Origin of the sequence: Streptomyces sp. NPDC058240 (genome assembly GCF_042882135.1) — a bacterium.
In the GTDB taxonomy this organism is placed as follows: Bacteria; Actinomycetota; Actinomycetes; order Streptomycetales; family Streptomycetaceae; genus Streptomyces.
Window position 1 is genome coordinate 47,366 of the sequence record NZ_JBHVWT010000003.1, and the last position, 24,427, is coordinate 71,792.

Genomic DNA, 24,427 nt, shown 5'->3' on the forward strand with positions numbered 1-24,427 from the left:
CCGGTTTTCGAATACAAGTTCGATAGTCTGGCGTGACGCGACCACGCGGTGATCGAGCAGTGGATCAAGCGGTGATCGAGGACCAGAAGGGGGTGCCAGGACATATGGTGCGGCGCATCGATGTGACCGGGACCGGCGGCGTACGCCTCGCGGCCTGGGAGTTCGCCGACCCGCCCAAGGGGCGCACGGAGGGCGAGCGCGCCCCCGGGGTCTTACTGCTCCATGGCCTGATGGGCCGGGCCGCGCACTGGGCCCCGACCGCCCGCTGGCTCGCCGAGCGGCACCGGGCCGTCGGCCTCGATCAGCGCGGGCACGGCCGCAGCGACAAGCCGGCCGAGGGCCCGTACACCCGTGATGCGTACGTCGCCGACGCCGAGGCGGCGATCGAACAGCTCGGGCTCGCCCCCGTCACCCTCGTCGGGCATTCGATGGGAGCGCTCACGGCCTGGCAGCTCGCCGCGAAGCGCCCCGATCTCGTCCGGGCCCTGGTCATCTGCGACATGCGGGCCTCCGCGCTCGGCGCGGCCTCGCAGCGCGAGTGGGAGGACTGGTTCAAGACCTGGCCGGTGCCGTTCGCGACGCTCTCCGACGTACGGAAGTGGTTCGGCGAGGACGATCCCTGGGTGGAGCGGCCCAACCCGGCCCGCGGCGAGTTCTTCGCCGAGGTGATGGCCGAGCGGGCCGACGGCTGGCGCCCCGTCTTCTCCCGCCGCCAGATGCTCCAGTCCCGCGCGACCTGGGTGTTCGACGCGCACTGGGAGGAGCTGGCGCAGGTCCGCTGCCCGACCCTGGTGCTCCGCGGCCTCGACGGCGAGCTGGGCCGGGCGGAGGCCCAGGAGATGGTCCGCGTACTGCCGCGCGGGCAGTACGCGGAAGTGGCCGACGCCGGCCATCTCGTCCACTACGACCAGCCCGAGGGCTGGCGCGCGGCGGTCGAACCCTTCCTGGAGCAGTTCGCCGAGGACCCCCAGGACGACCGCGAGCCCGTCTCGACGTAACGGAGCAGCCGAGACGAAGCCGACCGGGCGACGAAGCGACGAGGAGACGGAGCGACGCGGACGGTCCTGCGGCGGCGGCCCTCAGCCCTTGCTGACCGCCGCCAGGATCTCCGGGAGCCGGTCCGCCGTGCGGGGAGCGGCGAGCCGCAGCCCCGCCCAGGAGATCAGCGCCCCGTACACACCGCCCACGGGCAGCAGCAGCCACAGCCACTGCTCCAGGTCGGCGACGTGCAGCCAGATCGTCACCGCGATCACGGGCGCGCAGAGCAGCCCCGCCGAGACCATGCCGCCGAAGATCGAGATCCAGGCGAGCCCGCCCTGCCCCGGAGCCACGTTCTTGAACGCCCCGTCCTGCGGGATCGAGTACGGGAAGTTCGCCGACGCCACCGCGCCCGTCGCCAGCATCCCGCCCAGCAGGGCGAACGACAGCCCCATGACCTCCGGCAGGTCGCCCCAGTCACCGAGCACCGCGGCGGTCACCACCGTCACCACGACCGTGTAGGGCAGCGTGATCAGCAGCAACGCCAGGGCCCGCGCCCGCAGTTCCAGATAGGCGTCACGGGTGGAGGAGATCGTCAGGGCCACCATCCAGAACGCGGAGGTGTCCTGCCCGAACTGGTTGTACATCTGGATGCCGAGCATCCAGGCGGCGAAACAGGCGAAGTACATCGAGCCGGTGCCCTGGAGCGCGTTGAGGATCGGCACGATCAGCCCGATCGCCAGCGCCGTGGTCCAGGCGGCCTTGGTCTTCGGGTCGCGTGCGATGTACCGCAGACTGCGCTCCATCACCGGACCCGTGCGCCCCTGCGGCAGCAGCGCGGAGAGCCTGGAGCCGTCCTTGCCGGCCTTCTCGCGGGCCGGCCCGGCGGCGGCCAGGGTCGAACCGTCCGGGGCCGTCATCAGCTTCACCAGGCTCCGCTGCCACAGCCACAGCAGCGCGACCAGCGCCGCGACGGACAGCAGCAGCTGTACGAGGGCCTGTCCGTACGAGCCCCGCGACGCCGAGTCCACCGCCCCGACCGCCGAGGCAGGCGGCAGCCAGCGCACCACGTCCGCGGCCGGTTCGAGCGCGGCGAGCCCGCCGGCCTGGCCGAGCCGCTGCGCACCGAAGTTGACGACCTGGAAGCCGACCGCGATCACCAGCCCGCTGAGCACCGCGAGATCGCGGCCCTTGCGTGACGTCAGCAGCCGGGTGTTGGCCGTGGCCACGGCCCGTGTCAGCGCCACGCACACCAGCAGCGTGAGCGGCGCGGCCACCACGGCGAACACCGCGCCGGCCGCCCCGTGCGCCACCGCGAAGGCCGATCCGGCCGCCAGGCAGAGCGTGAACAGCGGGCCGATCCCGACCAGCGAGGCCGTCAGCAGCGCCCCGACCAGCGGGCGCGGCCGCAGCGGCAGCATCACCAGCCGGCTCGGGTCGAGGGTCTCGTCGCCGCTGGGGAAGAACAGCGGCATCACGGTCCAGCCGACCGCCACCACGCCCGCCAGCAGCACGACGAAGGCACCGGTGTGGGCGTGCCCGTGCAGCGCGATCAGCCCGATCAGCAGGCCCGCGGCGATCAGCAGGGTGACGACGACGGAGGTGATGTACGCGGCCCGCCGCCCGGCCGACTGCCGCAGCCCGTTGCGCAGCAGGGCCAGCTTCAGCCGTACGAAGACGCCGACGAGCCCCTCGCCGCCGGCGGCCGGTCCGGGGGCGGTCCCCACGGGGGCGTCGAGCACGCTCATCGCTTGCCGCCCAGCCAGTCCAGGGAGTCGCCGGTGGCACGGGAGCCCGCGCCGACGAGTTCGAGGAAGGCGTTCTGCAGCGAGGACGCCTCGCCGCGCACCTGGGCCAGGGTGCCCTGGGCCCGGATCGTGCCGGCCGCCATGACGGCCACCCAGTCGCAGAGGGACTCGACGAGCTCCATCACATGGCTGGAGAAGACGACGGTCGCCCCCGAGCCGGTGTACCGCTCCAGGACTTCGCGGATGGTCTGTGCCGAGACCGGGTCGACGCCCTCGAACGGCTCGTCCAGGAACAGCACTTCGGGGTTGTGCAGCAGCGCGGCCGCGAGCCCGATCTTCTTCCGCATGCCGGTCGAGTAGTCGACGACCAGCTTGTGCTGGGCGCCCGCCAGGTCGAGCACATCGAGGAGCTGGGTGGCCCGCTTGTCGACCTCGGCTCCCGGCAATCCTCGCAATCTGCCGGTGTACGCGAGGAGTTCGCGTCCCGAGAGGCGCTCGAAGAGCCGCAGTCCCTCCGGGAGCACGCCGATCCTGCTCTTCACCTCGACCGGGTCGCGCCACACGTCGCGGCCGGCGACCTCGACGGTCCCCTGGTCGGGGCGGAGCAGTCCGGTGACCATCGACAACGTGGTGGTCTTGCCCGCGCCGTTGGGCCCGACCAGACCGATGAACTTGCCTGCGGGCAGCTCCAGATCGATCCCGGCCACCGCGGTCTGTTCCCCGAACCGCTTCCACAGCCCCTGTACGCGAACGGCGGGCGGCGGCGTGGCCGGTCCGCCCGCCTCACCCGCCTCACCCGCCCGTGCCGTTCTGTCGGTCTCTGTCCGGTCCTGCATGATGCACTGCCTTTCGGTGGCCCCGTTTTCGGGACCACCCTACGAAAGGGTGCTCTGCCGGGGGCGTGTGCGTGCGTCGGCCGCCTCCCTGGCACAGGCGTAGGCGAGCGGGCTGATGAGCTCCTCCGCGTCCGGCAGCCACCGGTTGGCGGGGGTGGGGCGGCGGGCCCACTGCACCGCCCCGCGCCCGCCGACCCGGGTCGGCGGACCGGTCACGTAGTGGCCTTCGCCGCGGCCGACCAGATCGATGGCGGCGGCCCGCCAGCCCAACTTCCGTACCAGCTCGTCCGACTTGGCCGCCGCGCCCGGCAGCACGAAGAAGAACATCCGCCGGTCGGGGCTGCAGGTGACGGGTCCGAGGGGCAGGCCCATCCGCTCCATCCGGGCCAGCGCCAGGAAGCCGGCCGACTCCGGTACGTCGATCGCGTCGAAGGCGCGCCCGGTGGGCAGCAGGATCGACGCCCTCGGGTGCCTGGACCACATCCGGCGGGCCGCGGCACCGCTTCCGGTCGCCTGGCCCGCCCAGTCCGGTCCGGCGGGATGGGCTCCGGGAGCGGCGCAGCCGGTGTCTCCGCAGGAGCACCGCTCGGCCCCCTCCACCGCCTCCAGCCAGGTACCCGGGCACACGTCCCAGTGCCGTTCCTCCGCGTACCGCACCGCTGCGTCGAGCAGTTGCTCGCCCCGCTGCCGGGGGACCTTCGCGGCTTCCATGACGACGACGGGCTCTTCGACTCCGATGGGCTCTTCCACGCAGAGCACAACTACGGCCAACACTCGGGGTTACGGGCGTGGCGGGTGCGGCCACGGCGTATCGATCCGGCACACGGGGCGCATGGATGCATGGGCGGGGGCGCGCGTGAGGCGGTGCCCCGCAGGGCGGGTAGCCATATACGGGCAACCGCCGGGCAGCCGATGCGCGGGTCCGGAACGGTCGGCCTCTGTCATATGCCGACATGAATGACAAGGAACACGACGCACGTGACGAACACGATGAATCTGTGCATTTTCCGCGTATTCGCCGGGCAGTGATCGGCTCAATGATCACTGCGGCCTCAGGGGGAAACATGGCAGCCAGGCCTCTCGTCGCACGCCAGCCGAACGAACGGCTCCAGGCGCTCATTCAGGAAGCCGGATGTTCCAACGCCGGCCTCGCCCGCCGCGTCAACATGGTCGGCGCGGAGCGCGGGCTCGACCTGCGCTACGACAAGACGTCCGTGGCCCGTTGGCTGCGCGGACAGCAACCACGCGGCAGGGCAGCGGGAATCATTGCCGAGGCGCTCGGCCGCAAGCTCGGCCGTACGGTCACGATCGACGAGATCGGCATGGCCAACGGCAAGAACCTGGCGTCCGGCGTCGGCCTGAAGTTCGCCCCGACCGTGATCGGCGCGATCGAGCAGGTCTGCGAGTTGTGGCGCAGCGATGTCGGCCGCCGCGACTTCCTGTCCGGTTCGGCGGTCGCCTCCTCCGCGCTCGTCGAACCCAGCCGCGACTGGCTGATCACCGGCGCCGACCCGCAGGTGGCACGGGCCGCCGGGGCCCGCGTCGGGATGTCGGACGTGGCGGCGGTGCGGGCGATGACGGCCGCGCTGGTCGACCTCGACCACCGGTTCGGCAGCGGACATGTGCGGCCGGTCCTGGTGCACTACCTGAACAGCGTGGTCTCCGGGCTGCTCTCCGGGGCCTACCGCGAATCGGTCGGCCGGCAGCTGTTCGCGGCGGTCGCGCGGCTCACCGAACTCGCCGGGTACATGGCGGTCGACACCGGCCAGCCGGGGCTCGCCCAGCGCTACTACATCCAGGCGCTGCGCCTGGCCCAGGCGGCGGGCGACCGGGCGTACGGCGGTTATGTACTGGCCGCCTCGATGAGCCATCTCGCCGTACAGCTCGGCAATCCCCGGGAGATCGCCCAGCTGGCGCGGGCCGCGCAGGAGGGCGCGCGCGGGCGCGTGACCCCGAGGGCGGAGGCGATGTTCTACGCGGCGGAGGCGCGCGGACACGCCCTGCTCGGCGACGCCCGCACCTGCCAGACGGTGACCGGCCGCGCGCTGACGGCCCTGGAGCAGGCCGAACCGGGCACGGGCGACGACCCCGACTGGATCGCCCACTTCGACCGCGCCTATCTCGCGGACGAGCTGGCGCACTGTCACCGCGACCTCGGCCAGGCGGAGGCCGCCGCGCGCCGGGCGAAGGAGTCCCTGGCCGGCCACCCGGAGTCCCGGGCCCGCCGCCGCGGCATCGGTCTGGTGCTCCTGGCCTCGGCCCAGGTCCAGATGCGGGAGGTGGAGCAGGCCTGCCACACGGGCACGCGGGCGATGGAGCTGCTGGGGTCGGTGCGCTCCAGCCGGGGAGCGGAGTATCTGGACGATCTCCAGCAGCGGCTGCTCCCGTACGGGGACGAGGCGGCGGTGCGCGAGTTCGGCGCGCGGCTGGAGCTCCAGGCGGCCTGACCGGGGGCCGGGACCGGGAGCCGGAACCGGGGCTTGAATCCGGCGCCGCCGTTCGGTCGCCCCCTTAACTGCGTCTTGAGAGCGCTGAGCGTTACAGCGCTTGTGAAGGGCTGGTGAGTGACAACACACGCTTGGCGAACGGCGGCAACCACCCGATAGCGTGAGCCGACGATTCCGTAGGTTTACACGTAGGAGTCCCGGTGACGCAGAGCGGACAGGGTGACGAGCAGCAGCTCCCTGCTGTACGGCCCGCGCACGAAGGTGTCGTGCTGCCCGCGGGTGGCGGCGAGCCCTGGATACCAGGGGGGCCCGCGGATCAGGCCGCCCCGGCGGGCGGCCAGCCGTGGGGGCAGCCCTGGGGGCCGCAGACGGCGCACCAGGACGCCTCGCATCAGTCCCAGCCGCAGCCCCTGCCCCAGGCGCACGCCCAGGGGCAGGGAGCGTACGGGCAGGGACAGTACGGTCAGGTCCAGCCGGGGCAGGGGTACGGGCAGCCGCCCGTGCAGCAGCACGCACAGATGCCGCAGGCCCAGCCGCTGCCGCCCGTCCAGCCCCAGCAGTCCCAGCAGTCCCAGCAGCAGCTTCAGCCTCCGCACGCCCAGCAGCCTCCGCATACTCAGCAGCCCCCGTACGCCCAGCAGCCCCCGTACGCCCAGCAGCCCCCGCAGTCGTTCGCGCAGCCGTTGCCGCCCGAGGCCGTGCCCGGGATGAGCATGGGCAGGGACGCCGAGGCCACGCAGTACATCGCGCCGGTGGCCGGTGGGCCCGCGCCGGGCGGGCTGCCGCCGGAGAACCCCGCGGAGTCGACCCGGTTCCTCGGCCACGCGGTGCCGCAGCAGCAGCCGCAGGCGTACCAGCAGCAACCCGGTCAGGGCGGCGACGCCGAGGCGACCCAGTTCATCACGCCGGTCCCCGGCGGCGCCCCGTACGGCATCAGGCCCGGAACCCCGGGTGACCGGCAGCCGCCCGCCGAGTTCGACAACCTGTTCCGCAGTGACGAGCCGGCGGGTTCCACCCAGCAGATGCCCCGGTTCGACCCCGGGCAGCAGTACCAGGGCGCCCAGCAGCCCCCGCAGATGCCGCAGGCCCCGCAGCCCCCGTACCAGCCCGTGGACGAGGAACCGCAGGGGTCGGCGGGGCCGCGCAAGAAGCGGGCGCACGTCACGCTCATCGCGGCGGTCGTGGCCGGCTGCGCCGTCGTCGGTCTCGGCGCGGGTGCGCTGCTGAGCGGCGGCGACGACAAGGGCAAGGACGACAAGCAGGCGGTCGCCGCGGCGAGTTCACCCGCCGGGGAGACCTCGAAGCAGGCCCCGGCCGATCCGGCGAAGCCGCAGGCCGAGGCGCTCGACAAGCTGCTGGCGGACAGCAACAACAGCCGTGCCGCGGTCGTCGGGGCCGTCGAGAAGACCAAGAGCTGCACGGATCTGGACCAGGCCGTGACCGATCTGAAGGGCGCCGCCCAGCAGCGCCGCGATCTGGTGACCCGGCTCCAGGGGCTGTCCGTCGACAAGCTGCCGAACCACGCGCAGCTGACCTCTTCCCTCACCAAGGCCTGGCAGGCGTCCGCCGCCGCCGACGAGCACTATGCCGCATGGGCCGGGCAGGCCAAGAACGGCAAGAAGGTGTGCAAGCACGGGAAGGCGCGTACGACCTCCGAGACGCAGCAGGCCACCGTGCAGAGCGGCGAGGCGAGCAAGGCGAAGCGGCAGGCGTCGGGGCTGTGGAACTCGATCGCGTCGAAGCACGGGCTGACCCGCCGGGCGGCGACGGAGCTGTGACGGTGGGGCGGGGCTGGCCGCCCCGCCCCGGGACGCCCGCGCCGCGAACGTACGCCGGAGCGCCCGCGCCGCGGACGTAGGCCGGAGCGCGGCGGTCAGCTCCTCGCGCTGGCGTCCGACAGCGTCTTCGTGACGTCCATGAATCCCTTCCTGTCCGCGACGAGCCGTCCGTCGCGGACCACCTGGAACGTCACCCCGGTGTTGACGATCCGCGGATACGCGGACGAGCCCAGCACGTCCTTGAAGCTCCAGCGCAGCACCGGGGTGAGGCCGCCGGTTTCGGCCGGGGTGCCCTCGTTGAGGGCGGAGGTGAGCTTCCACGGGGTGATCTGCGGGGAGTCGATCGCCTGCACGATCTCCTTCAGCACGGTGTACGCGATCCAGGTGGTCTGCACGCCCGTGTCATCCGGGTCGATCCGGTTGTCGCCGAAGGCGTGCTTGCGGATCACGTTCCGCATCCCGTCCCAGCGGGCGTCGCCCGTGTCCGGGTACCAGCCGGTGATGTAGGCCCCCTCGAACGGGCTGTTCCGGCCGCCGGTGCTGTCGATCAGCGGCTGGTCGACGCTGCCGAGCACGGAGGAGATCCGGACGCTCCCGGACGACGGTTCGAGCCGCCGGAAGGAGTCGAAGAAGGTCCCCGTACGCCTCCCGAGCACGGCCGTCACGCAGCCGTCGGAGGCCCCCGCCGCCTGGAGCGCCGGTCCGGCGGCCGCGTCGTACGACGTGGCCGACTCCGGCGCCCGGATGTCGGCGGGCGCGGGCCGGCCGGCCTCGGTGAGGCCGGTTTTGAGGAGCCAGGCCTGGCCGTCGCCGCTCAGGGTGTCGGGCCGGACCACGGACACCCGCTCGCAACTGCGGGCCAGCTGCCGGGCGTTGCCCGCGAGCAGGGCGGGCTGGCCGCCGTTGACCGGATAGGAGTTGTAGCTGCTGAACTCCTCGTCGGAGGCGCCGTAACCGCCGATGTAGGGGATTCCGGTGGCCTCCAGCGGTGGCATGAACGCCGAGCCGTGCCGGCTGTACGAGCCGACGACCGCGACCGCCTTCTCCTTGGCGGCCAGCCGTGCGCAGTTCGCCGCGCCGATCGAGGTGTCGTCCTCGTCGCAGGTGACGACGCGCAGCTTGTGACCGTCCAGCCCGCCGTTTCCGTTGGCCCAGCGGGCGTAGGTGCGCGCCATGGCGGTCATGCCCGCCATGTTCACCGAGTCCGGTCCCGCGACGCCGCTGGGGGCCCACGTCACCACGGTGACGGGCTCCCTGGAGCCCCCCGTGGCCCCAGGGAGTGCGCCGCAACCGGTGACCAGCAACGCCCCGGCCGCCGCCGTACTTGTGAGGAGCTTGTAGGGGCGGGGGGAGGTGGGGCGTCGCCGTCCGGTCATGGGCATGAACATTTCCGGCCCCGGGGTAACGCCGCAGTGTGCCCCGTTCAACGCTCGGTGACATCCAGGTGAATTGCGGGGGCCGATGCGGGGGGCCGAAAAGGGAACGTACGATCGATGACCGTGCAGCAAGGTTCGGAGAACTCTTCCCGTCGCGGCCGTCGCTCCTCCACCATGGGCGGCATGCCGCTGAATGACATGCCTTGGTGGCGCTGGCGCAGCAACGTGCGCTCGGCGCTGCACATGCTCTCCGACCCCGTCTTCCACCACGAGTGCTGGCTGGCCGGCCGGGAGGGGTACGGCGACGTCACCGACGCCGTGTACCGCCTGGTCGAGGACACCTGGCTGGACAACTGGTCCGCCGAGAAGTACATCGGGACGATCTTCCGCGACACCAACGAGGCCGCCCTCGTGGACGTCGCGGTGCTCCGGGTGCTGCGGATCATGCACCAGGTCGGGGCGGACGCCCCCGTCTCGGCGTATCTGGAGCACCACGGCTGGCCGGAGGCCGTACGGGCCGCCCGCGAGGCCCATCTGCTGCTCGCCGGCAACGACGGCGAGGACCCCGACACGCCGCCGCGCTCCCTCGATGTGCTCCGCATATTGACCAGGTCGGCCTGACAGCGGGCCGGTGTGGCACGCTACGGGGATGACCGCGCCGCAGCCTGCCGAGACCGCCTCCGAGCAGTACGTCCTCACGCTCTCCTGCCCCGACAAAAAGGGCATCGTGCACGCCGTGTCGAGCTATCTCTTCATGACCGGCTGCAATATCGAGGACAGCCAGCAGTTCGGTGACCACGACACCGGCCTGTTCTTCATGCGTGTGCACTTCTCGGCGGACGCCCCGGTGACCCTGGAGAAGCTGCGGGCCAGTTTCGCCGCAGTCGGCGACTCCTTCCGGATGGACTGGGAGATCCACCGCTCCTCGGACCGGATGCGGGTCGTGCTGATGGTCAGCAAGTTCGGGCACTGCCTCAACGACCTGCTGTTCCGTTCCCGGATCGGGGCGCTGCCGATCGAGATCGCCGCCGTCGTCTCCAACCACACGGACTTCGCCGAGCTCGTCGCCTCGTACAACGTCCCCTTCCGGCACATCCCGGTGACCAAGGAGACCAAGGCCGCCGCGGAGGCGCAGCTGCTGGAGCTGGTCCGCGAGGAGAACGTCGAGCTGGTCGTCCTCGCCCGCTACATGCAGGTCCTCTCGGACGACCTCTGCAAGCAGCTGAGCGGCCGGATCATCAACATCCACCACTCCTTCCTGCCGAGCTTCAAGGGCGCGAAGCCGTACCACCAGGCGCACGCCCGTGGTGTGAAGCTGATCGGTGCGACGGCCCACTACGTGACCGCGGACCTCGACGAGGGGCCGATCATCGAGCAGGAGGTCGCGCGGGTGGGCCACGGCGTCACGCCGGACCAGCTGGTCGCCATCGGGCGCGATGTGGAGTGCCAGGCGCTGGCGCGGGCCGTCGGGTGGCACGCGGAACGCCGCATCCTGCTCAACGGCCGCCGTACGGTGATCTTCGCGTAGGGACCCGCTGCGGGAGGCGGCCCTACAGGCGGCTGAGCGAGGCCGCGGTGAAGAGCACGTCGCGGATCGCCTCGCGGTCGCCCTCCTGACCGGCCGCCGCCTCCACCGGTGCCACATGCCCGGCCACCAGCTGGCAGAACTCCACGCCGTCCAGCGCGACCTGCGCCACGGTGTGCGCGGGGGAGCCGAGCGCGGCCGGGGAGTCCAGCGGGATGTACCAGTCGCCGCCGCCCGAGCCCTCGACCTCCAGATGCAGCGAACGGCCCGGTGACCCGGCCGTCACCAGATGGCGGGCGGGCCCGGCCAGCCCGGTCCTGCGGCGCTCGGCGAGGGCGGCGGGCAGCAGCCGGGCCGCCAGGTCGATCATCCGGTTGAGGTGGGCGGCGGACGGTGCCTCGTACGGATAGTCCACCGCGACCGCGATGTCGCCGCCGTGCACCCAGCATTCGAAGGCCCGGTCCAGCAGGGCATCGTGCATCGGCAGGGCGAAGTCCCCGTACGGGACGGAGAGCTCGGAGACCCCGCGGCCGGCGAAGGACACCGTGCGGATGAGCGCGTGGCTCTGCTCGCGCCACGGTTCGTGGATCCGGCGGGTGGGCGGCCGCCGGGCCGCGGACCAGTACTTCTCGGTGCGTGCGGTGGGGGAGAGCGGCCAGTCGGCGCCCCGGCCGAGGGCGCCGTCGCCGAGCGGGACTTCGAGGCCGAGGGCGGATCCGACCAGCCCGTCGACGGCCATGAGATGGCCGATGACGCCCGCGACCGTGGTCTTGCGGGTGGTCTCCTGCTCGCTCTCGAACCACTTCAGCCGCACCGGGGCGTGCCACTCCGAGTCGCCGATGTCACGGAGCAGCGCGTCGAGCCGCGCGGTCTCCGCGTCGTACGGGGCGGCCCAGTCCGGCACCGGGATATTGGCCGGGCGACGGCTCAGACAGGCGTCGATCACCCGGCTGCGCAGCGTCGGATCGAGGTCCAGGCTGCGGTCGGTGTGCAGCAGCCCGACCGCGTCGCGCAGCCGCAGGGCCTCGTCCGCACAGGCGGCGCACTCGGTCAGATGCGCCTCGACGGCCTCGGTCTCCTCCGCCGAGCAGGCCGCCAGGGCCCACGCGCCGAGAAGCGCCTTGAGGACGCGGTGCGCCAGCACCGGAGGGTCCGATGGGGCCGGTGGTGCCACGGTGGATTCCGGTTCCGGTGTCGTCGGCTGCGGGGTCGGTCGAGGTACCTCGGGCGGGGACGCGGGGACGGGTGGCGGCAGGGGTACGGCGGAGAGGTCGAGGTCGTCCGCGGCGGACCGTGGGCGCGGTATGCGCCGCGCGCCCCGCACCTCGTCGTCGCGTCCGCCGTCCTCGCGTCCGTCCGCGTCGTCGCCGGTCACAGGGGCCGTCCGTATCCGGGCGGCGATGTCCCTTCGAGCGGGCGGGTGTGCGCGGTGGAGAGCAGTTGCAGGCCGAGCCGGAGCCGGCGGCGGGCCTCGTCCTCGGTGACCCCGAGGTCGGCCGCGGTCTGCCGGTAGTCCCGGCGCTGGATGTACGCGAGCTCCAGCGCGGCCCGCAGCGGGGCGGGCATGGACGCGACGATGTAGTCGGCGCGGGCCGCGGCCGTGGCCCGGTGCACCCGCTCCTCCAGCCCGCCGCCGTCGTCGACCGTGCCGTCGCGGAGGCTGTCCTCCTCGCGCAGCCGCCGCACGGACTGGCGGTGCGTGAGCCGGGCGACCCAGGAACGCATCGAGCCCTGCTTGGGGTCGTACGCGCCGGGGTTCTCCCACACGTAGCCGAAGACCTCGCGGGTCACCAGGTCGGCGGCGGTCTCGTCGTCGAGCATCCGGTGGGCCTGGCTGTGCACGAGCGAGGCGAACCGGTCGTAGAGCTCGCCGAGAGCCGCCGCCTCACCGCGTGCCAGCCGCTGCTGCATCTTGCGGTCCCAGCGGGGTGGTGCGTTTTTAGCCATGCGACCCCCAGCCCTGTTCCCCTCGTCCAGCCCTGTTCCCCTCGTCACACCGAATGTAGTCGGCGGCGCAGAAGTTGCACGTCCCTTTGTGGCAAGTAGGCCCCTGAAGAGGCCCGGGATGATAGGGAATGCGTCGCCGCGCGTCGGTGGAATCGGAGCCGAAGCGCTCATTTCTTCCCGAATCCGGCTGTGTCCTGACAGGTCGCTCGGTGTTTCATAGGGGTGCGGCCGGGGCAGCCGCGAGAAGGAACGGAAACTTCCGGATCGTCGGAATCCCCGGAACGAGAGGGCCAGTCACGTGAGGAAAGCCAGTCCTCCTGGAAACCACCCTCCGGCCGCAACCACCCACGCCCCCTGGCTCACCCAGGAACGTTCCCGGAACACACTCGGAGTGGCCGAGACCGTGCAGGGCGAGTGGACCGTACTGCACATACGCGGCGAACTGGATCTGCTGACGTCGCCCGCCGTGCGCCAGGCCGTCCACGACGCGGTCGCCGCCGGCCGCCACGATGTGGTGCTCGACCTCTCCGAGGTCCTGTTCTGCGATTCCAGCGGCGTCGGCGTACTGATCGCCTCCCGCCGGCTGATGCGCTCCTGCGGGGGCCGGCTGCGGCTGATCCTGCCGGCCCGGGGCGCGGAGGAGGGCTCCCACGTCAACCGGGTGCTCGCCGCCCTCGGCGTACGCCGTCTCTTCGAGGTCTATCCCGACTGGGACGCGGCCGTCGACGAGCGGTCCCGGCCGCTCTCCGCGTGAAGCCGCTCCGGGGCGCCGCGCGCGAACGGTCGCGGCGCCCCGCGGGCAGGGCGCGGTGACCGGGTTGTCACACCGGCGGAGCGCGTAAGTGACACGTGACGCCTTCCGGCGTCGTACGCTCCCCGCATGGACAGCGCAGAGTATGAGCGCAAGATCGCTTTCCGCTTCGCCGCCTTCGACCAGGACGGCAACGGATACATCGATCGCGCGGATTTCAATGCCGCCGCCGCCCGTCTGCTCGCCGAATTCGGTACGACGGCGCGCTGCGACAAGGGCCAGGCGCTCTACACCGGAGCCGAGGCGTTCTGGCAGGGCATGGCGGGCATCGCCGATGTCGACGGGGACCAGCGCGTCACCCGTGAGGAGTTCGTGGGCGGGGCCGTGAAACGGCTGCGCGACAACCCGGAGCGCTTCGCGGAGATCGCCCGCCCCTTCCTGCGCGCGGCGATCGCCGTGGCGGACCGGGACGACCGGGGCGCCGCGTCCGTACCCGCCCTGGAGCGGGCGCTCCAGGTGCTGGGAGCGAGCGCCGCGGCGGCGGCGCTCGCGGCGCGGAGCCTGGACGCGGACCAGGACGGCAGGATCACGGAGGACGAGGCGGTGTCGGCGTTCGCCGACTACTTCACGGTGTTCGCCCCGGACGCGTAGGACCACGGGGGGTGCGGGGGCCCGCCCTGCACCCCCGCACCCCGTCAGGCGAACTGCTCGCGCAAGCGGTACTTCAGCACCTTCCGCAGAGCCTCGTTGCGCGGCAGCGCCGCCACCACCTCCAGCCGCTCCGGCAGCTTGTGCACGGAGAGCCCCTCGGCCCGCAGATACCCCGCGACCCCCGCCAGCGTCAGCGGCGCGGCGCCCGCCGGCTGCTCCACGACCGCGCAGACGAGCTCGCCGCGCTCCGGGTCCGGAAGCCCGATCACCGCCGCGTCCCCGACGTCCGGGTGCCGGTGCAGCAGGTCCTCTATCTCCTTGGCGGAGATGTTCTCGCCCTTGCGGATGATGATGTCCTTCAGCCGCCCGGTGAGCACCAGATGCCCGCTCTCCCTGACGTGGCCGACATCGCCGGTGATCAGGAAGCCCTCCGCGTCGAACGCCGCCGCGGACGCCGCCGGATCCAGATAGCCCGCGCAGACGGCCTCCCCGCGCAGCCGCACCTCGCCGTCCGTGCCGTACGGCAGCGGCTTGCCGTCCTCGTCGGTGATCCGGATCTCCATGCCCTTGGGCGGACGCCCCTCCGTCTCGGCGAGGTGTTCCACCGTGTCGTCGGGGGAGCCCATCGTGATCATGGGGACCTCGGTCATGCCGTACCCGTGGGTGAGCTGGACGCCCATCTCCCGTACCACCGCGTGGTGGATCTCCGGCGGCTTCGGCGCCCCGCCGCCCGCCAGCAGCCGCAGGGTCGGGATCACCTTCCGGCCCGGGACCTTGCGCTGCTCGGCCAGGAACATCGAGTAGAACGCCGTGGACCCGCCCGCGACCGTCACCCCGTGACGCCGGTACTCCGCCAGCGCGTCCTCCATCGCGAAGTGCTCGAACAGCACCGCGGGGAACCCGTACAGCAGCAGCATCACCGCGTAGTCCGGCCCGCCGACATGGGCGAACGGGAAGGCCACCGAACCGATGTCGTCCGCCGACAGCCGCAGCGCGTGGGCCAGGCAGGAGCCGCCCGCGATCAGGCTGCGGTCGGTGTGCAGCACCCCCTTCGGGTCGGAGGTGGTGCCCGAGGTCCAGTAGATCCAGCGCACCGCCGTCCCGTCGGCGGGCGGCGGCGGGAGCACCGAAGGATCGCCGTCCGGCAGCGAGGCATATGCCTCGAACACCACCGGCGGCCGGTCCGTCGCCAGCCGTCCGGCCATCGCCGTGTGGTCGAAGCCGCGCCAGGTGCCCGGTACGGCGAAGAACTCCGCCTTCGACTCGCGCAGCGCGAACCCCACCTCGCGGTCCCGGTAGAACGGGATGACCGGCGACTGCACGGCCCCGATCCGGGTCAGCGCGAACGACAGCAGCACCGTTTCGATCCGGGTCGGCAGCTGCCAGGCGACGACGTCGCCGGGGCGCACGCCCATCTCCCACAGCCCGGCCGCGACCCGCTCGCCGCGGGTGCGCAGCTCGCCGAAGGTCAGGGTGCGGTCGTCCTGGATCAGGAACGGGCGGTCCGGGGTCAGGCCGGCCCGGCGTTCGACGAGTTCCCAGAAGGTGCCCGATGCACCCAGGGCGTGCGCGGTCTCGGTCACGGCGAACCCCTCACAGCTGACGGACAGTCAGATAGTGCGGAGAGCGTAGAGCGCCGCGCCTTGTCGGTCCAGGGGTGCGGGGCTAGCCTGAGGGCGACGTCAATCTGACGGGTCATCAGAAACGAGCGCGCCGAAGGGGACACCATGACGGAACTGCCTCGGATCGTCAGCGTCGACGACCATGTGATCGAGCCGCCGCACCTCTTCTCGACCTGGCTGCCCGCCAAGTACCGCGAGCGTGGCCCGCAGCCGCTCACCGCGGGCATCGGAGAGCTGGCGTACACGGGCGGCAAGTACGTCATCACGATGGATCCGGACGGCCCGCCGACCGACTGGTGGATCTACGAGGACCTGAAGTTCCCGTACAAGCGCAACATCGCCGCCGTCGGTTTCGACCGCGACGACATGACGCTGGAGGGGATCACCCGGGCGGAGATGCGGCCCGGCTGCTGGGACCCGGCCGAGCGGCTCAAGGACATGGACCTCAACCACGTCGAGGCGAGCCTCTGCTTCCCCACCTTCCCGCGCTTCTGCGGCCAGACCTTCGCCGAGGCGCACGACAAGGAGGTCGCGCTCGCCTGCGTCCACGCCTACAACGACTGGATGGTGGAGGAGTGGTGCGGCGACAGCGGCGGGCGGCTGATCCCGCTCTGCATCATCCCGCTCTGGGACATCGACCTGGCCGTCGCGGAGATCAGGCGGAACGCGGCGCGCGGGGTGCGGGCGGTGACCTTCTCGGAGATCCCCACCTACCTCGGGCTGCCGTCGATCCACACCGGCTACTGGGACCCGTTCTTCGCCGTCTGCCAGGAGACCGGCACGGTCGTGAACATGCACATCGGGTCCAGCTCGCAGATGCCCGCCGCGTCACCGGACGCCCCGCCCGCCGTACAGGCCAGCCTCTCCTTCAACAACGCCATGGCCTCGATGATGGACTTCCTGTTCAGCGGGGTCCTGGTGAAGTTCCCCCGGCTGAAACTGGCGTACAGCGAGGGCCAGATGGGCTGGATCCCGTACGCCCTGGAGCGCGCCGACGACGTCTGGGAGGAGCACCGGGCCTGGGGCGGGGTGCGCGATCTGATCCCCGAGCCGCCGTCCACGTACTACTACCGGCAGATGTTCTGCTGCTTCTTCCGCGACAAGCACGGCGTCGCCTCGCTCGACGTCGTCGGACGGGACAACGCCACCTTCGAGACCGACTACCCGCACGTCGACTCGACCTTCCCGCACACCAAGGAGGTCGCCCTCGACCACGTCAAGGGGCTGGACGAGGAGACCGTCTACAAACTGATGCGCGGAAACGCCATCCGGATGCTCGGTCTGGACCTGGACCGGGACCGCGAGAAGTAGGCGCGCGATGGACCTCGCGTACACGGAGGAGGAAGAAGAGTTCCGGGCGCGGCTGCGCGAGTGGCTGGCCGCCGTGCTCCCCCGACTGCCCGCGAAGCCCGGCCCCGACGACTGGCCGGGGCGCCGCGCGTACGACACGGCCTGGCAGCGGATGCTGTACGACGCGGGCTACGCGGGTCTGCACTGGCCCGTCGACGCGGGCGGCCGGGGCGCGACCCCGACCCAGTACCTGATCTTCCTGGAGGAGACGGAGCGGGCCGGGGCCCCGTACGTCGGCGCGAACTTCGTCGGGCTGCTGCACGCCGGCCCGACGATCGCGGCCGAGGGCACGGCCGGACAGCGGGCCCGCTGGCTGCCGCCGGTGCTGCGCGGCGACGAGATCTGGTGCCAGGGGTTCAGCGAGCCCGGAGCCGGTTCGGACCTCGCCGCGCTGCGGACCCGGGCGGTGCGCGACGGCGACCACTACGTGGTGAGCGGCAGCAAGATCTGGACCTCGCACGCGGAGGTCGCCGACTGGTGCGAGCTGCTGGTGCGTACGGACCCGGCGGCGCCCAAGCACCGGGGGATCAGCTGGCTCGCGATGGAGATGGACGCGCCCGGGGTCACCGTCCGCCCGCTGCGCACCCTCGCCGGGTCCACCGAGTTCGCCGAGATGTTCCTCGACGAGGTGCGGGTGCCGGTCTCCCACCGCGTCGGCGCGGAGAACGACGGCTGGCGGGTCACCATGGTCACCCTCTCCTTCGAGCGCGGTACGGCGTTCGTCGGCGAGGTCGTCGCCTGCCGCCGCACCCTGGCGGCACTGGCGGCCGAGGCCCGGCGCGGCGGACGCTGGGACGACCCGGTCCTGCGCCGCAGACTGGGCAGGCTGAACGCCGAATTCCGGGCGCTGTGGCGGCTCACCCAGTGGAACGTCAGCGAGGCGCAGCGCACCGGCGGCGTCCCCGGGACCGGGGGCTCGGTCTTCAAGCTGCGGTACTCGCACGCCCGCCAGGAGCTGTACGAGGCGGCTGCCGAGGTGCTCGGCGCGGACAGCGCGGATCTGGACCGGGAGTGGGTGCTGGACCGGCTCTCCTCGCTCTCGTACACCATCGCGGCCGGTACCTCGCAGATCCAGCGGAACCTCGTCGCCGAGCGGATTCTCGGCCTGCCGAAGGGGCGGTGAGCGGACTGTGGACTTCCAGCTCTCGGACGACCAGCGGGCCCTGCGGGCGGGGGTGCGGGAACTCCTCGCCGGGCGCTTCGGCAGGGACCGGATGCGGGCCGCGCTCGACGCCGGTACCAGTATCGACCGGGCGCTGTGGCGGGAGCTCGGCGAGGCCGGGTTCTTCGCGCTGCGGCTGCCGGAGGCGGAGGGGGGTGTCGGCCTGGGGCTGCCCGAATCGGTCCTCCTCTTCGAGGAGGTGGGGCGCTCGCTGCTGCCGGGGCCGCTGATCGCCACCCATCTCGCGGCCGGTCCGGTGAAGGGCGCGGCGCAGGGCGAGGCGGTGGTCGCCGTGCTCGACCCGGGGCAGCCGGTGGCACACCTGGGGGAGGCGGACGCGCTGCTCGTTCTCGGCCCCGGGGGCGCATCGCGGGTGTCCGGCGGCGCGCTGCGGGGCGCCGCGCGGTTACGGGACGCGGCCGACCCCGTACGTTCGCTCGACCCGTTCACGCCGCTGTGGCGGATCGCGGGCCCCGTGGAGGCCGGCGAGCCGCTGCCCGGGGGCGAGCGGTTGCGCGACGAGGGGGCCCTGCTCGCCGCCGCCGAACAGCTCGGCAGTGCCGCCCGGACGACCGAGATGGCCGTCCAACACGCCGGTACGCGCGAACAGTTCGGATCGCCGATCGGGTCCTTCCAGGCGGTCAAACACCTGTGCGCCGGGATGCTGGTCCGCACCGAGCTGGCCCGCTGCGCCGTGTACGCGGCGGCCGTCACCGCGGACCCGGTCGAGATAGCGGGCGCCAAGCTGCTCGCCGACGAAGCGGCGGTCCGCAACGCGCGGGACTGCCTCCAGGTGCACGGCGGCATGGGCTTCACCTGGGAATCAGATGTTCACCTGCACCTCAAACGGGCCTGGCTGCGGTCCGGGCAGTGGCTGACGGCGGCGGCGGCCGAGGAGGTGCTTGCGGGGGACCTGTTCTGAAGCCGGACGGGTTCCGTGCAGGCTTCGGGCGCCCGGAAGCGGGCGAATGCCCGGCGCATGAATGTGACAGGCAGAGGTAGGAGCCTCACGCTGCGGAGTTACGCAGTGCAGTCGGCGGGCGCGGGCTCCGGCCCGCGCCCTTCACGTCTTCCGTCACGGGGCGGAGTCGGCGCCGGGCTCGGGTACGCTCCGTTGGATGCGACAGGAACTGGAACCGGGTGATCCGGGTGTTGCCCGTGCGGCGACTCCGGACCGGAAGAGGTGCCCTGCTCGCGTTCCAGGCAGAAGCGCCGGTCGTGCCCGGGAGGCGGCTCCCGCCGCCTCGGTGCACCTCTGTTCGAGTTCCCGCAGCGCGCGTCGCACAGTATGCACTACGCGTACTCCTTCGCGCTGGAATATGCCCGAAGCGCTTGTTGCGGTGACTGTACGTCAACCATGCTGTCTCGCAGGGGAATCACGTTCCGTGATCCTGAGGAGGCGCGAGGCGATGTGTCCGCCGGTTCGGATGGTGTGAGCGGTGCAGGTGCTTCAGGTTCAGCTGGAGGTCGGGCCGGATCCCGCGGAGGTCGGGCGGGCCCGTAGATGGGCCCGGTCGAGACTGGTCGGGTCCGGGATAAGGGACGACGAGCCGCTGGCCGAGACGCTCATCCTGCTGATCTCGGAGCTGGTCACCAACGCGGTGGTGCACACCGGGTGTCCGGCCGTGCTGCGCATGCTGTTCGGCCTGACGGGCGCGGCCGGTGCGGCCGGGACCGTCCGGGTCGAGGTGGCCGACACCAGCTGTCGCCCGCCGCAGCAGCGCCATGCGGCGGGCGAGGACACCAACGGCCGGGGTCTGGAGCTGGTCGACGGCCTCGCCGACCGCTGGGGCTGGCAGCCCGAGGGTGCGGGCAAGCGCATCTGGTGCGAGGTCGACCGGAGCGCGCCGCTGATCCAGCGGCCACTGCACTCCGGCGCGCAGGGCGCGAAGGGCACGGACCGCGATGCGCGCAAGGCGTCGCAGGTCGCTACGCATCTTGCATAAAGGTTAAAGCAGTTGTTCCGGGCCGCTGTGCGGCGCCGGCCGGTCCCCTCGGGGACGCCGGATCAGAGGATGGCGACCGGTGCGACCGGGGTGCCGGTCGCACCGACGAACGGTTCCGGCATCGCGGAGAGCAGGAAGGCGTACCGCTTCTCCTGCGCACAGACTGTGGACAGTGCTTCCAGGTTCCAGTTCTGGCCCTGCGGCATGCCCATCTCGACCAGGTCCAGCGCGTGCACCCCCAGCCACAGGTCGTCGATCTCCGGCGGGAAGATCTCGAAGGTCAGGGTGTCATTGGCGACCGCCGCCACATCGCGCGCGCGGAACCACTCGGGCGTCCGGATCGACAGGCCGGGCGAGGGGTAGCCGTACGCCTGCTTGTCGCCCGCCAGATAGACCTGCACCTGCCCGGTCCGTACGAGCACGATGTCTCCGGACCGGACCCGCACCCCCGCCAGCTCCTCGGCCGCGGCCAGGTCCTCGGGGGTGACGGCGTGGTCGCCGGGCAGCCGGTCCGTGCCGAGGGCGCGCGCCACATCGAGCAGCACCCCGCGCGAGACGATGTGCGGCGCCTTGTCGATCCCGCTGAACCGGGCGCCGTCGTGTGCGGTGATCGTCGCGGCAGGGCGGCCGTTGTAGATCTTCCCCGAGTGCGAGGCATGGGTGAGGGCGTCCCAGTGGGTGGCCGTCTGCAGGCTCAGGACCGCCGTGTCGTCGCTGGTGGCGACGGTGCCGGGGCCGAAGAGCTCCTGGTTGATCTGGACCATGGTGTGCAGCGGATTGATCCGCCCGGGGATCAGCCCGCTCTGTACGCCGTCCTGCTGGAGGGCGAGCGCGAGCGGGATCCGCAGACCGGTGCGGACGGTGGCCGCGGCCTCGCGCACCACGGCGTCGGTGATCAGGTTGAGCGTCCCGATCTCGTCGTCGGCACCCCAGCGGCCCCAGTTGCTGACCCGCTTCGCGATGTCGTGGAACTCGGCCGGCAGTGACATGGCGCCTCCTGGGGCTTGTGCTCGTGGACCTGATGGCCCATAAAATCTAACGGTCCGTCAGAAACCGCGGGAAGGGGCCGGGCATGGGGAACTTCTTGGCAGGCAAGGTGGTGGCCGTGACGGGTGCCGGTCGCGGCATCGGGCGGGCGGTCGCGCTCGCGGCGGCGGCCGAGGGGGCGAGGGTCGTCGTCAACGACTACGGCGTCTCCATCGGGGGCGGCGAGCCGAGCAGCGAGGTGGCCGAGTCGGTCGTCAAGGAGATCGAGGCGGCGGGCGGCGAGGCGGTGGCTGTCGCCGACGACATCTCCACGATGGCGGGCGGCCAGCGCATCGTGGACACGGCGCTCGCGCGGTTCGGGCGGATCGACGGGGTCGTCTGCGTGGCCGGGATCCTGCGGGAACGCATGCTGTTCAACATGTCCGAGGAGGAGTGGGACCCGGTGGTCGCCACCCACCTCAAGGGCACCTTCACCGTCTTCCGGGCCGCCTCGGCGGTGATGCGCAAGCAGGAGGGCGGCGGCACCCTGATCGGCTTCACCAGCGGCAACCACCAGGGCAGCGTCGCCCAGGCCAACTACAGCGCCGCGAAGGGCGGGATCATCTCGCTGGTGCGGAGCGCGGCGCTCGGCCTGCACAAGTACGGCGTCACGGCCAACGCCGTCGCCCCGGTCGCCCGGACCCGGATGTCCGCCAACGTCCCCATGGAACTCAAGGAGATCGGCGAGCCGGAGGACGTGGCCGCGCTCGTCGTCTACCTGCTCAGCGAACGGGCCCGCCAGGAGAAGATCACCGGCCAGGTGTACACGGTCGCGGGGCCGAAGATCGCGGTCTGGGCCCAGCCGAGGGAGCTGCGGGCCGGTTACGTGGAGGGGGCGTGGACCCCGGAGCGGATCGCGGACTTCCTGCCGGGGACGGTGGGCACGGACCCGATGCCGATGCTGGCGCGACTGGAGGAGATGGCCGCGGCGGCCGCGGCGAAGGCGCGGCCGAACGCGTGAGCCCCGCCCGCCGGGGCTCCGCCCCGGACGGGCTCGATGGTGAGCGGCAACAGTCAGGAGGCACCGTGGACTTCAGCTTCGGCCCCGACGACACCGCGTTCCGCGAGGAAGCCCGTGCCTGGCTCGAAGCGCACCTCGTCGGGGCGTACGCGGCGGCGGCCGGCACCGGCGGCCCCGGCAGCGAGCACGAGGGCGTCGCGATCCGCCGGGAATGGGAGCGCGAACTCGGCCGCGACGGCTGGATCGGCCTCGGCTGGGAGAACCGCGGCGCCGGCCACGGCAACCGCCGGGCGAGCCTCACCCAGCAGGTCGTCTGGGCCGAGGAGTACGCCCGCGCCGACGCCCCCGCCCGGGTCGGCCACATCGGCGAGAACCTTCTCGCCCCGACCCTGATCGCCTACGGCAGCAAGGCACAGCAGCGGCGCTTCCTGCCCGCCGTGGCACGCGGCGACGCGCTCTGGTGCCAGGGATACAGCGAGCCGGACGCCGGATCGGACCTCGCCGCGGTGCGCACGGCCGCGGTGCCCGACCGGAGCCGCGGCGGCCACCGGGTGACCGGGCAGAAGATCTGGACGTCACTGGCGAAGGAGGCCGACTGGTGCTTCGTGCTGGCCCGCACGGAGCCCGGCTCCCGCCGCCACCACGGCCTGTCGTTCCTGCTGGTGCCGATGGACCAGCCCGGCAGGATCGAGGTGCGGCCGATCCGTCAGATGTCGGGGACCAGCGAGTTCAACGAGGTCTTCTTCGACGGGGCGCACGCCGAGGAGTGCGTCGGCGGCGAGGGCAACGGCTGGACGGTCGCCATGGGCCTGCTGGCCCTGGAACGCGGCGTCTCCACGCTCGTCCAGCAGATCGGCTTCGCCGCCGAACTCGGCCGGGTGGTCCGCGCGGCCGTCGACAGCGGCGCCGTCACCGACCCGGTCCTGCGCGAACGCCTCGTACGGCAGTGGGCCCAGCTGCGGACCATGCGCTGGAACGCCCTGCGCACCCTCGGCTCCACGGGCGACCCCGGCGCGCCCAGTGTGGCGAAACTGCTCTGGGGCGGCTGGCACCAGCGCCTGGGCGAGCTGGCCGTGCAGGTCAGGGGCGCGGCGGCGGCCGTCGGCCCGGACGACTGGTCGGCGAAGGCACCGTACGGACTCGACGAGGCACAGCGCCTGTTCCTGTTCACCCGGTCCGACACCATCTACGGCGGCTCGGACGAGATCCAGCGGAACATCATCGCCGAGCGGGTGCTCGGCCTACCGAGGGAGCCGAGATGAGAGGCGTCGTCTTCGACGGCAAGCGGACCGAGGTCGTCGACGATCTGGAGATACGCGATCCGGGTCCCGGCGAGGTGCTGGTGGCGGTGGCCGCGGCCGGGTTGTGCCACAGCGACCTCTCGGTGATCGACGGGACGATCCCGTTCCCGGCGCCGGTGGTGCTCGGGCACGAGGGCGCGGGCGTGGTCGAGGCGGTCGGCGCGGGCGTCGTCCATGTGGCGCCCGGCGACCACGTATCGCTGTCCACGCTGGCCAACTGCGGGGCGTGCGCCCAGTGCGACCGGGGGCGCCCGACCATGTGCCGCAAGGCGATCGGGAGGCCGGGGCAGCCGTTCGCACGGCGCGGGAAGCCGTACTACCAGTTCGCGTCCAACTCGGCCTTCGCCGAACGGACCCTGGTCAAGGCCGTGCAGGCGGTGAAGATCCCGGCGGACATCCCGCTGACCTCCGCGGCCCTGATCGGCTGCGGGGTGCTGACGGGCGTCGGAGCCGTCCTCAACCGGGCGAAGGTCGACCGGGGCGACACGGTCGTGGTGATCGGCACCGGCGGTATCGGGCTCAACGTGATCCAGGGTGCCCGGATCGCGGGCGCGCTGACGATCGTCGCCGTCGACGCCAACCCGGCGAAGGAGGCGGTGGCCCGGCGGTTCGGCGCGACGCACTTCCTGACGTCGGCGGACGGCGTGCGGGAGATCCTGCCGAGCGGCGCCGACCACGCCTTCGAGTGCGTGGGCCGTACGGAACTGATCCGTACCGCGATCGACCTGCTGGACCGGCACGGCCAGGCGATCCTGCTGGGCGTTCCGGCGGCGACGGCGGAGGCGTCGTTCCTCGTCTCGTCGATGTACCTGGACAAGTCGATCCTGGGCTGCCGGTACGGCTCCTCGCGCCCGCAGCGGGACATCGCGCTCTACGCGGAGCTGTACCGGGAGGGCCGGCTGCTCCTGGACGAACTCGTCACCACCACCTACCCGGTGGAGGACTTCGCCAAGGCGGCGGACGACGCGCACCACGGCCGGGTGGCACGGGGCGTGCTGGTGTTCTGACCTTCCGGACGCGCC

22 protein-coding genes are annotated in these 24,427 nt (G+C 72.2%); 14 read left to right on the forward strand and 8 right to left on the reverse strand.

Going from position 1 to position 24,427, the window contains the following annotated elements:
- The first annotated feature begins 104 nt into the window (after window positions 1-104).
- Entirely contained in the window at window positions 105-998 is an 894-nt protein-coding gene (locus ACFVX4_RS07945) for an alpha/beta fold hydrolase (RefSeq protein ID WP_389973965.1), read from the forward strand.
- 81 nt (window positions 999-1,079) lie between these two features.
- Here the strand turns inward: ACFVX4_RS07945 and ACFVX4_RS07950 are convergent, their stop codons facing one another.
- Genes ACFVX4_RS07950 through ACFVX4_RS07960 form a run of 3 tightly spaced genes read right to left on the reverse strand, consistent with a single transcriptional unit; the run spans window position 1,080 to window position 4,273 of the window.
- A complete protein-coding gene (locus tag ACFVX4_RS07950) occupies window positions 1,080-2,726 on the reverse strand; it encodes a transporter (RefSeq protein ID WP_389973089.1) in 1,647 nt (548 codons plus the stop codon).
- On the reverse strand, window positions 2,723-3,562 hold the full coding sequence (locus ACFVX4_RS07955; protein ID WP_389973092.1) for an ABC transporter ATP-binding protein: 840 nt from the start codon (window positions 3,560-3,562) through the stop codon (window positions 2,723-2,725). Before ACFVX4_RS07955 ends, ACFVX4_RS07950 begins: the two co-directional genes overlap by 4 nt.
- A 39-nt stretch (window positions 3,563-3,601) precedes the next feature.
- Window positions 3,602-4,273 carry a bifunctional DNA primase/polymerase gene (locus ACFVX4_RS07960; RefSeq protein WP_389973967.1) on the reverse strand — a complete coding sequence of 224 codons (672 nt, stop codon included), beginning with the start codon at window positions 4,271-4,273 and terminating at the stop codon, window positions 3,602-3,604.
- 353 nt (window positions 4,274-4,626) lie between these two features.
- Between ACFVX4_RS07960 and ACFVX4_RS07965 the strand changes: the two genes are divergently transcribed.
- Window positions 4,627-6,009 carry a transcriptional regulator gene (locus ACFVX4_RS07965; RefSeq protein WP_389973095.1) on the forward strand — a complete coding sequence of 461 codons (1,383 nt, stop codon included), beginning with the start codon at window positions 4,627-4,629 and terminating at the stop codon, window positions 6,007-6,009.
- A 200-nt stretch (window positions 6,010-6,209) separates the two neighbouring features.
- Entirely contained in the window at window positions 6,210-7,787 is a 1,578-nt protein-coding gene (locus ACFVX4_RS07970; RefSeq protein ID WP_389973098.1) for a hypothetical protein, read from the forward strand.
- 95 nt (window positions 7,788-7,882) lie between these two features.
- On the opposite strand, the gene ACFVX4_RS07975 is transcribed toward ACFVX4_RS07970, so the two are convergent.
- Window positions 7,883-9,163, reverse strand: a complete 1,281-nt coding sequence (locus ACFVX4_RS07975) for an ABC transporter substrate-binding protein (protein ID WP_389973101.1) — start codon at window positions 9,161-9,163, stop codon at window positions 7,883-7,885.
- A 117-nt stretch (window positions 9,164-9,280) separates the two neighbouring features.
- On the opposite strand from ACFVX4_RS07975, the gene ACFVX4_RS07980 reads away from it, so the two are divergent.
- Together ACFVX4_RS07980 and purU are read left to right on the forward strand one after the other, a co-directional pair.
- Window positions 9,281-9,784 carry a hypothetical protein gene (locus ACFVX4_RS07980; RefSeq protein ID WP_389973104.1) on the forward strand — a complete coding sequence of 168 codons (504 nt, stop codon included), beginning with the start codon at window positions 9,281-9,283 and terminating at the stop codon, window positions 9,782-9,784.
- Window positions 9,785-9,812: 28 nt separating this feature from the next.
- Window positions 9,813-10,691, forward strand: coding sequence for a formyltetrahydrofolate deformylase (purU, locus tag ACFVX4_RS07985; protein ID WP_389973107.1), 879 nt, complete (start codon window positions 9,813-9,815; stop codon window positions 10,689-10,691).
- Window positions 10,692-10,713: 22 nt separating this feature from the next.
- Here purU and ACFVX4_RS07990 read toward each other — a convergent pair whose 3' ends face one another.
- Both ACFVX4_RS07990 and ACFVX4_RS07995 read right to left on the reverse strand, forming a co-directional pair.
- The gene (locus tag ACFVX4_RS07990) at window positions 10,714-12,063 is read right to left on the reverse strand and encodes a zf-HC2 domain-containing protein (protein WP_389973110.1); all 1,350 of its coding nucleotides are present in this window, start codon (window positions 12,061-12,063) and stop codon (window positions 10,714-10,716) included.
- The gene (locus ACFVX4_RS07995; protein ID WP_389973113.1) at window positions 12,060-12,635 is read right to left on the reverse strand and encodes an RNA polymerase sigma factor; all 576 of its coding nucleotides are present in this window, start codon (window positions 12,633-12,635) and stop codon (window positions 12,060-12,062) included. Before ACFVX4_RS07995 ends, ACFVX4_RS07990 begins: the two co-directional genes overlap by 4 nt.
- A 391-nt stretch (window positions 12,636-13,026) precedes the next feature.
- Between ACFVX4_RS07995 and ACFVX4_RS08000 the strand changes: the two genes are divergently transcribed.
- The gene (locus tag ACFVX4_RS08000) at window positions 13,027-13,389 is read left to right on the forward strand and encodes an STAS domain-containing protein (RefSeq protein ID WP_385325453.1); all 363 of its coding nucleotides are present in this window, start codon (window positions 13,027-13,029) and stop codon (window positions 13,387-13,389) included.
- Window positions 13,390-13,515: 126 nt separating this feature from the next.
- Window positions 13,516-14,037, forward strand: a complete 522-nt coding sequence (locus ACFVX4_RS08005; RefSeq protein ID WP_389973116.1) for an EF-hand domain-containing protein — start codon at window positions 13,516-13,518, stop codon at window positions 14,035-14,037.
- A 44-nt stretch (window positions 14,038-14,081) separates the two neighbouring features.
- Here the strand turns inward: ACFVX4_RS08005 and ACFVX4_RS08010 are convergent, their stop codons facing one another.
- Window positions 14,082-15,620, reverse strand: coding sequence for a class I adenylate-forming enzyme family protein (locus ACFVX4_RS08010; protein WP_389973119.1), 1,539 nt, complete (start codon window positions 15,618-15,620; stop codon window positions 14,082-14,084).
- Window positions 15,621-15,764: 144 nt separating this feature from the next.
- Here ACFVX4_RS08010 and ACFVX4_RS08015 point away from each other — a divergent pair, with 144 nt between their 5' ends.
- The 4 genes from ACFVX4_RS08015 to ACFVX4_RS08030 all read left to right on the forward strand — a co-directional run bounded on the left by ACFVX4_RS08015 (window position 15,765) and on the right by ACFVX4_RS08030 (window position 20,117).
- Entirely contained in the window at window positions 15,765-16,970 is a 1,206-nt protein-coding gene (locus ACFVX4_RS08015) for an amidohydrolase family protein (protein ID WP_389973122.1), read from the forward strand.
- A 7-nt stretch (window positions 16,971-16,977) separates the two neighbouring features.
- Window positions 16,978-18,132, forward strand: coding sequence for an acyl-CoA dehydrogenase (locus ACFVX4_RS08020; protein WP_389973125.1), 1,155 nt, complete (start codon window positions 16,978-16,980; stop codon window positions 18,130-18,132).
- Between the two features lie 7 nt (window positions 18,133-18,139).
- Window positions 18,140-19,093 (forward strand): acyl-CoA dehydrogenase family protein, encoded by a 954-nt coding sequence (locus tag ACFVX4_RS08025; RefSeq protein ID WP_389973127.1) that lies wholly within the window; start codon window positions 18,140-18,142, stop codon window positions 19,091-19,093.
- Window positions 19,094-19,610: 517 nt separating this feature from the next.
- On the forward strand, window positions 19,611-20,117 hold the full coding sequence (locus ACFVX4_RS08030; RefSeq protein WP_389973130.1) for an ATP-binding protein: 507 nt from the start codon (window positions 19,611-19,613) through the stop codon (window positions 20,115-20,117).
- Between the two features lie 62 nt (window positions 20,118-20,179).
- Here the strand turns inward: ACFVX4_RS08030 and ACFVX4_RS08035 are convergent, their stop codons facing one another.
- Window positions 20,180-21,106 carry a cyclase family protein gene (locus ACFVX4_RS08035; protein ID WP_389973132.1) on the reverse strand — a complete coding sequence of 309 codons (927 nt, stop codon included), beginning with the start codon at window positions 21,104-21,106 and terminating at the stop codon, window positions 20,180-20,182.
- Between the two features lie 83 nt (window positions 21,107-21,189).
- Between ACFVX4_RS08035 and ACFVX4_RS08040 the strand changes: the two genes are divergently transcribed.
- The 3 genes from ACFVX4_RS08040 to ACFVX4_RS08050 all read left to right on the forward strand — a co-directional run bounded on the left by ACFVX4_RS08040 (window position 21,190) and on the right by ACFVX4_RS08050 (window position 24,412).
- Window positions 21,190-22,104, forward strand: coding sequence for an SDR family oxidoreductase (locus tag ACFVX4_RS08040; RefSeq protein WP_266415774.1), 915 nt, complete (start codon window positions 21,190-21,192; stop codon window positions 22,102-22,104).
- A 65-nt stretch (window positions 22,105-22,169) separates the two neighbouring features.
- Window positions 22,170-23,366 (forward strand): acyl-CoA dehydrogenase family protein, encoded by a 1,197-nt coding sequence (locus ACFVX4_RS08045; RefSeq protein ID WP_389973136.1) that lies wholly within the window; start codon window positions 22,170-22,172, stop codon window positions 23,364-23,366.
- Window positions 23,363-24,412, forward strand: a complete 1,050-nt coding sequence (locus ACFVX4_RS08050; RefSeq protein WP_389973139.1) for a Zn-dependent alcohol dehydrogenase — start codon at window positions 23,363-23,365, stop codon at window positions 24,410-24,412. The genes ACFVX4_RS08045 and ACFVX4_RS08050 overlap by 4 nt, the downstream gene beginning before the upstream one ends.
- Window positions 24,413-24,427 lie beyond the last annotated feature (15 nt).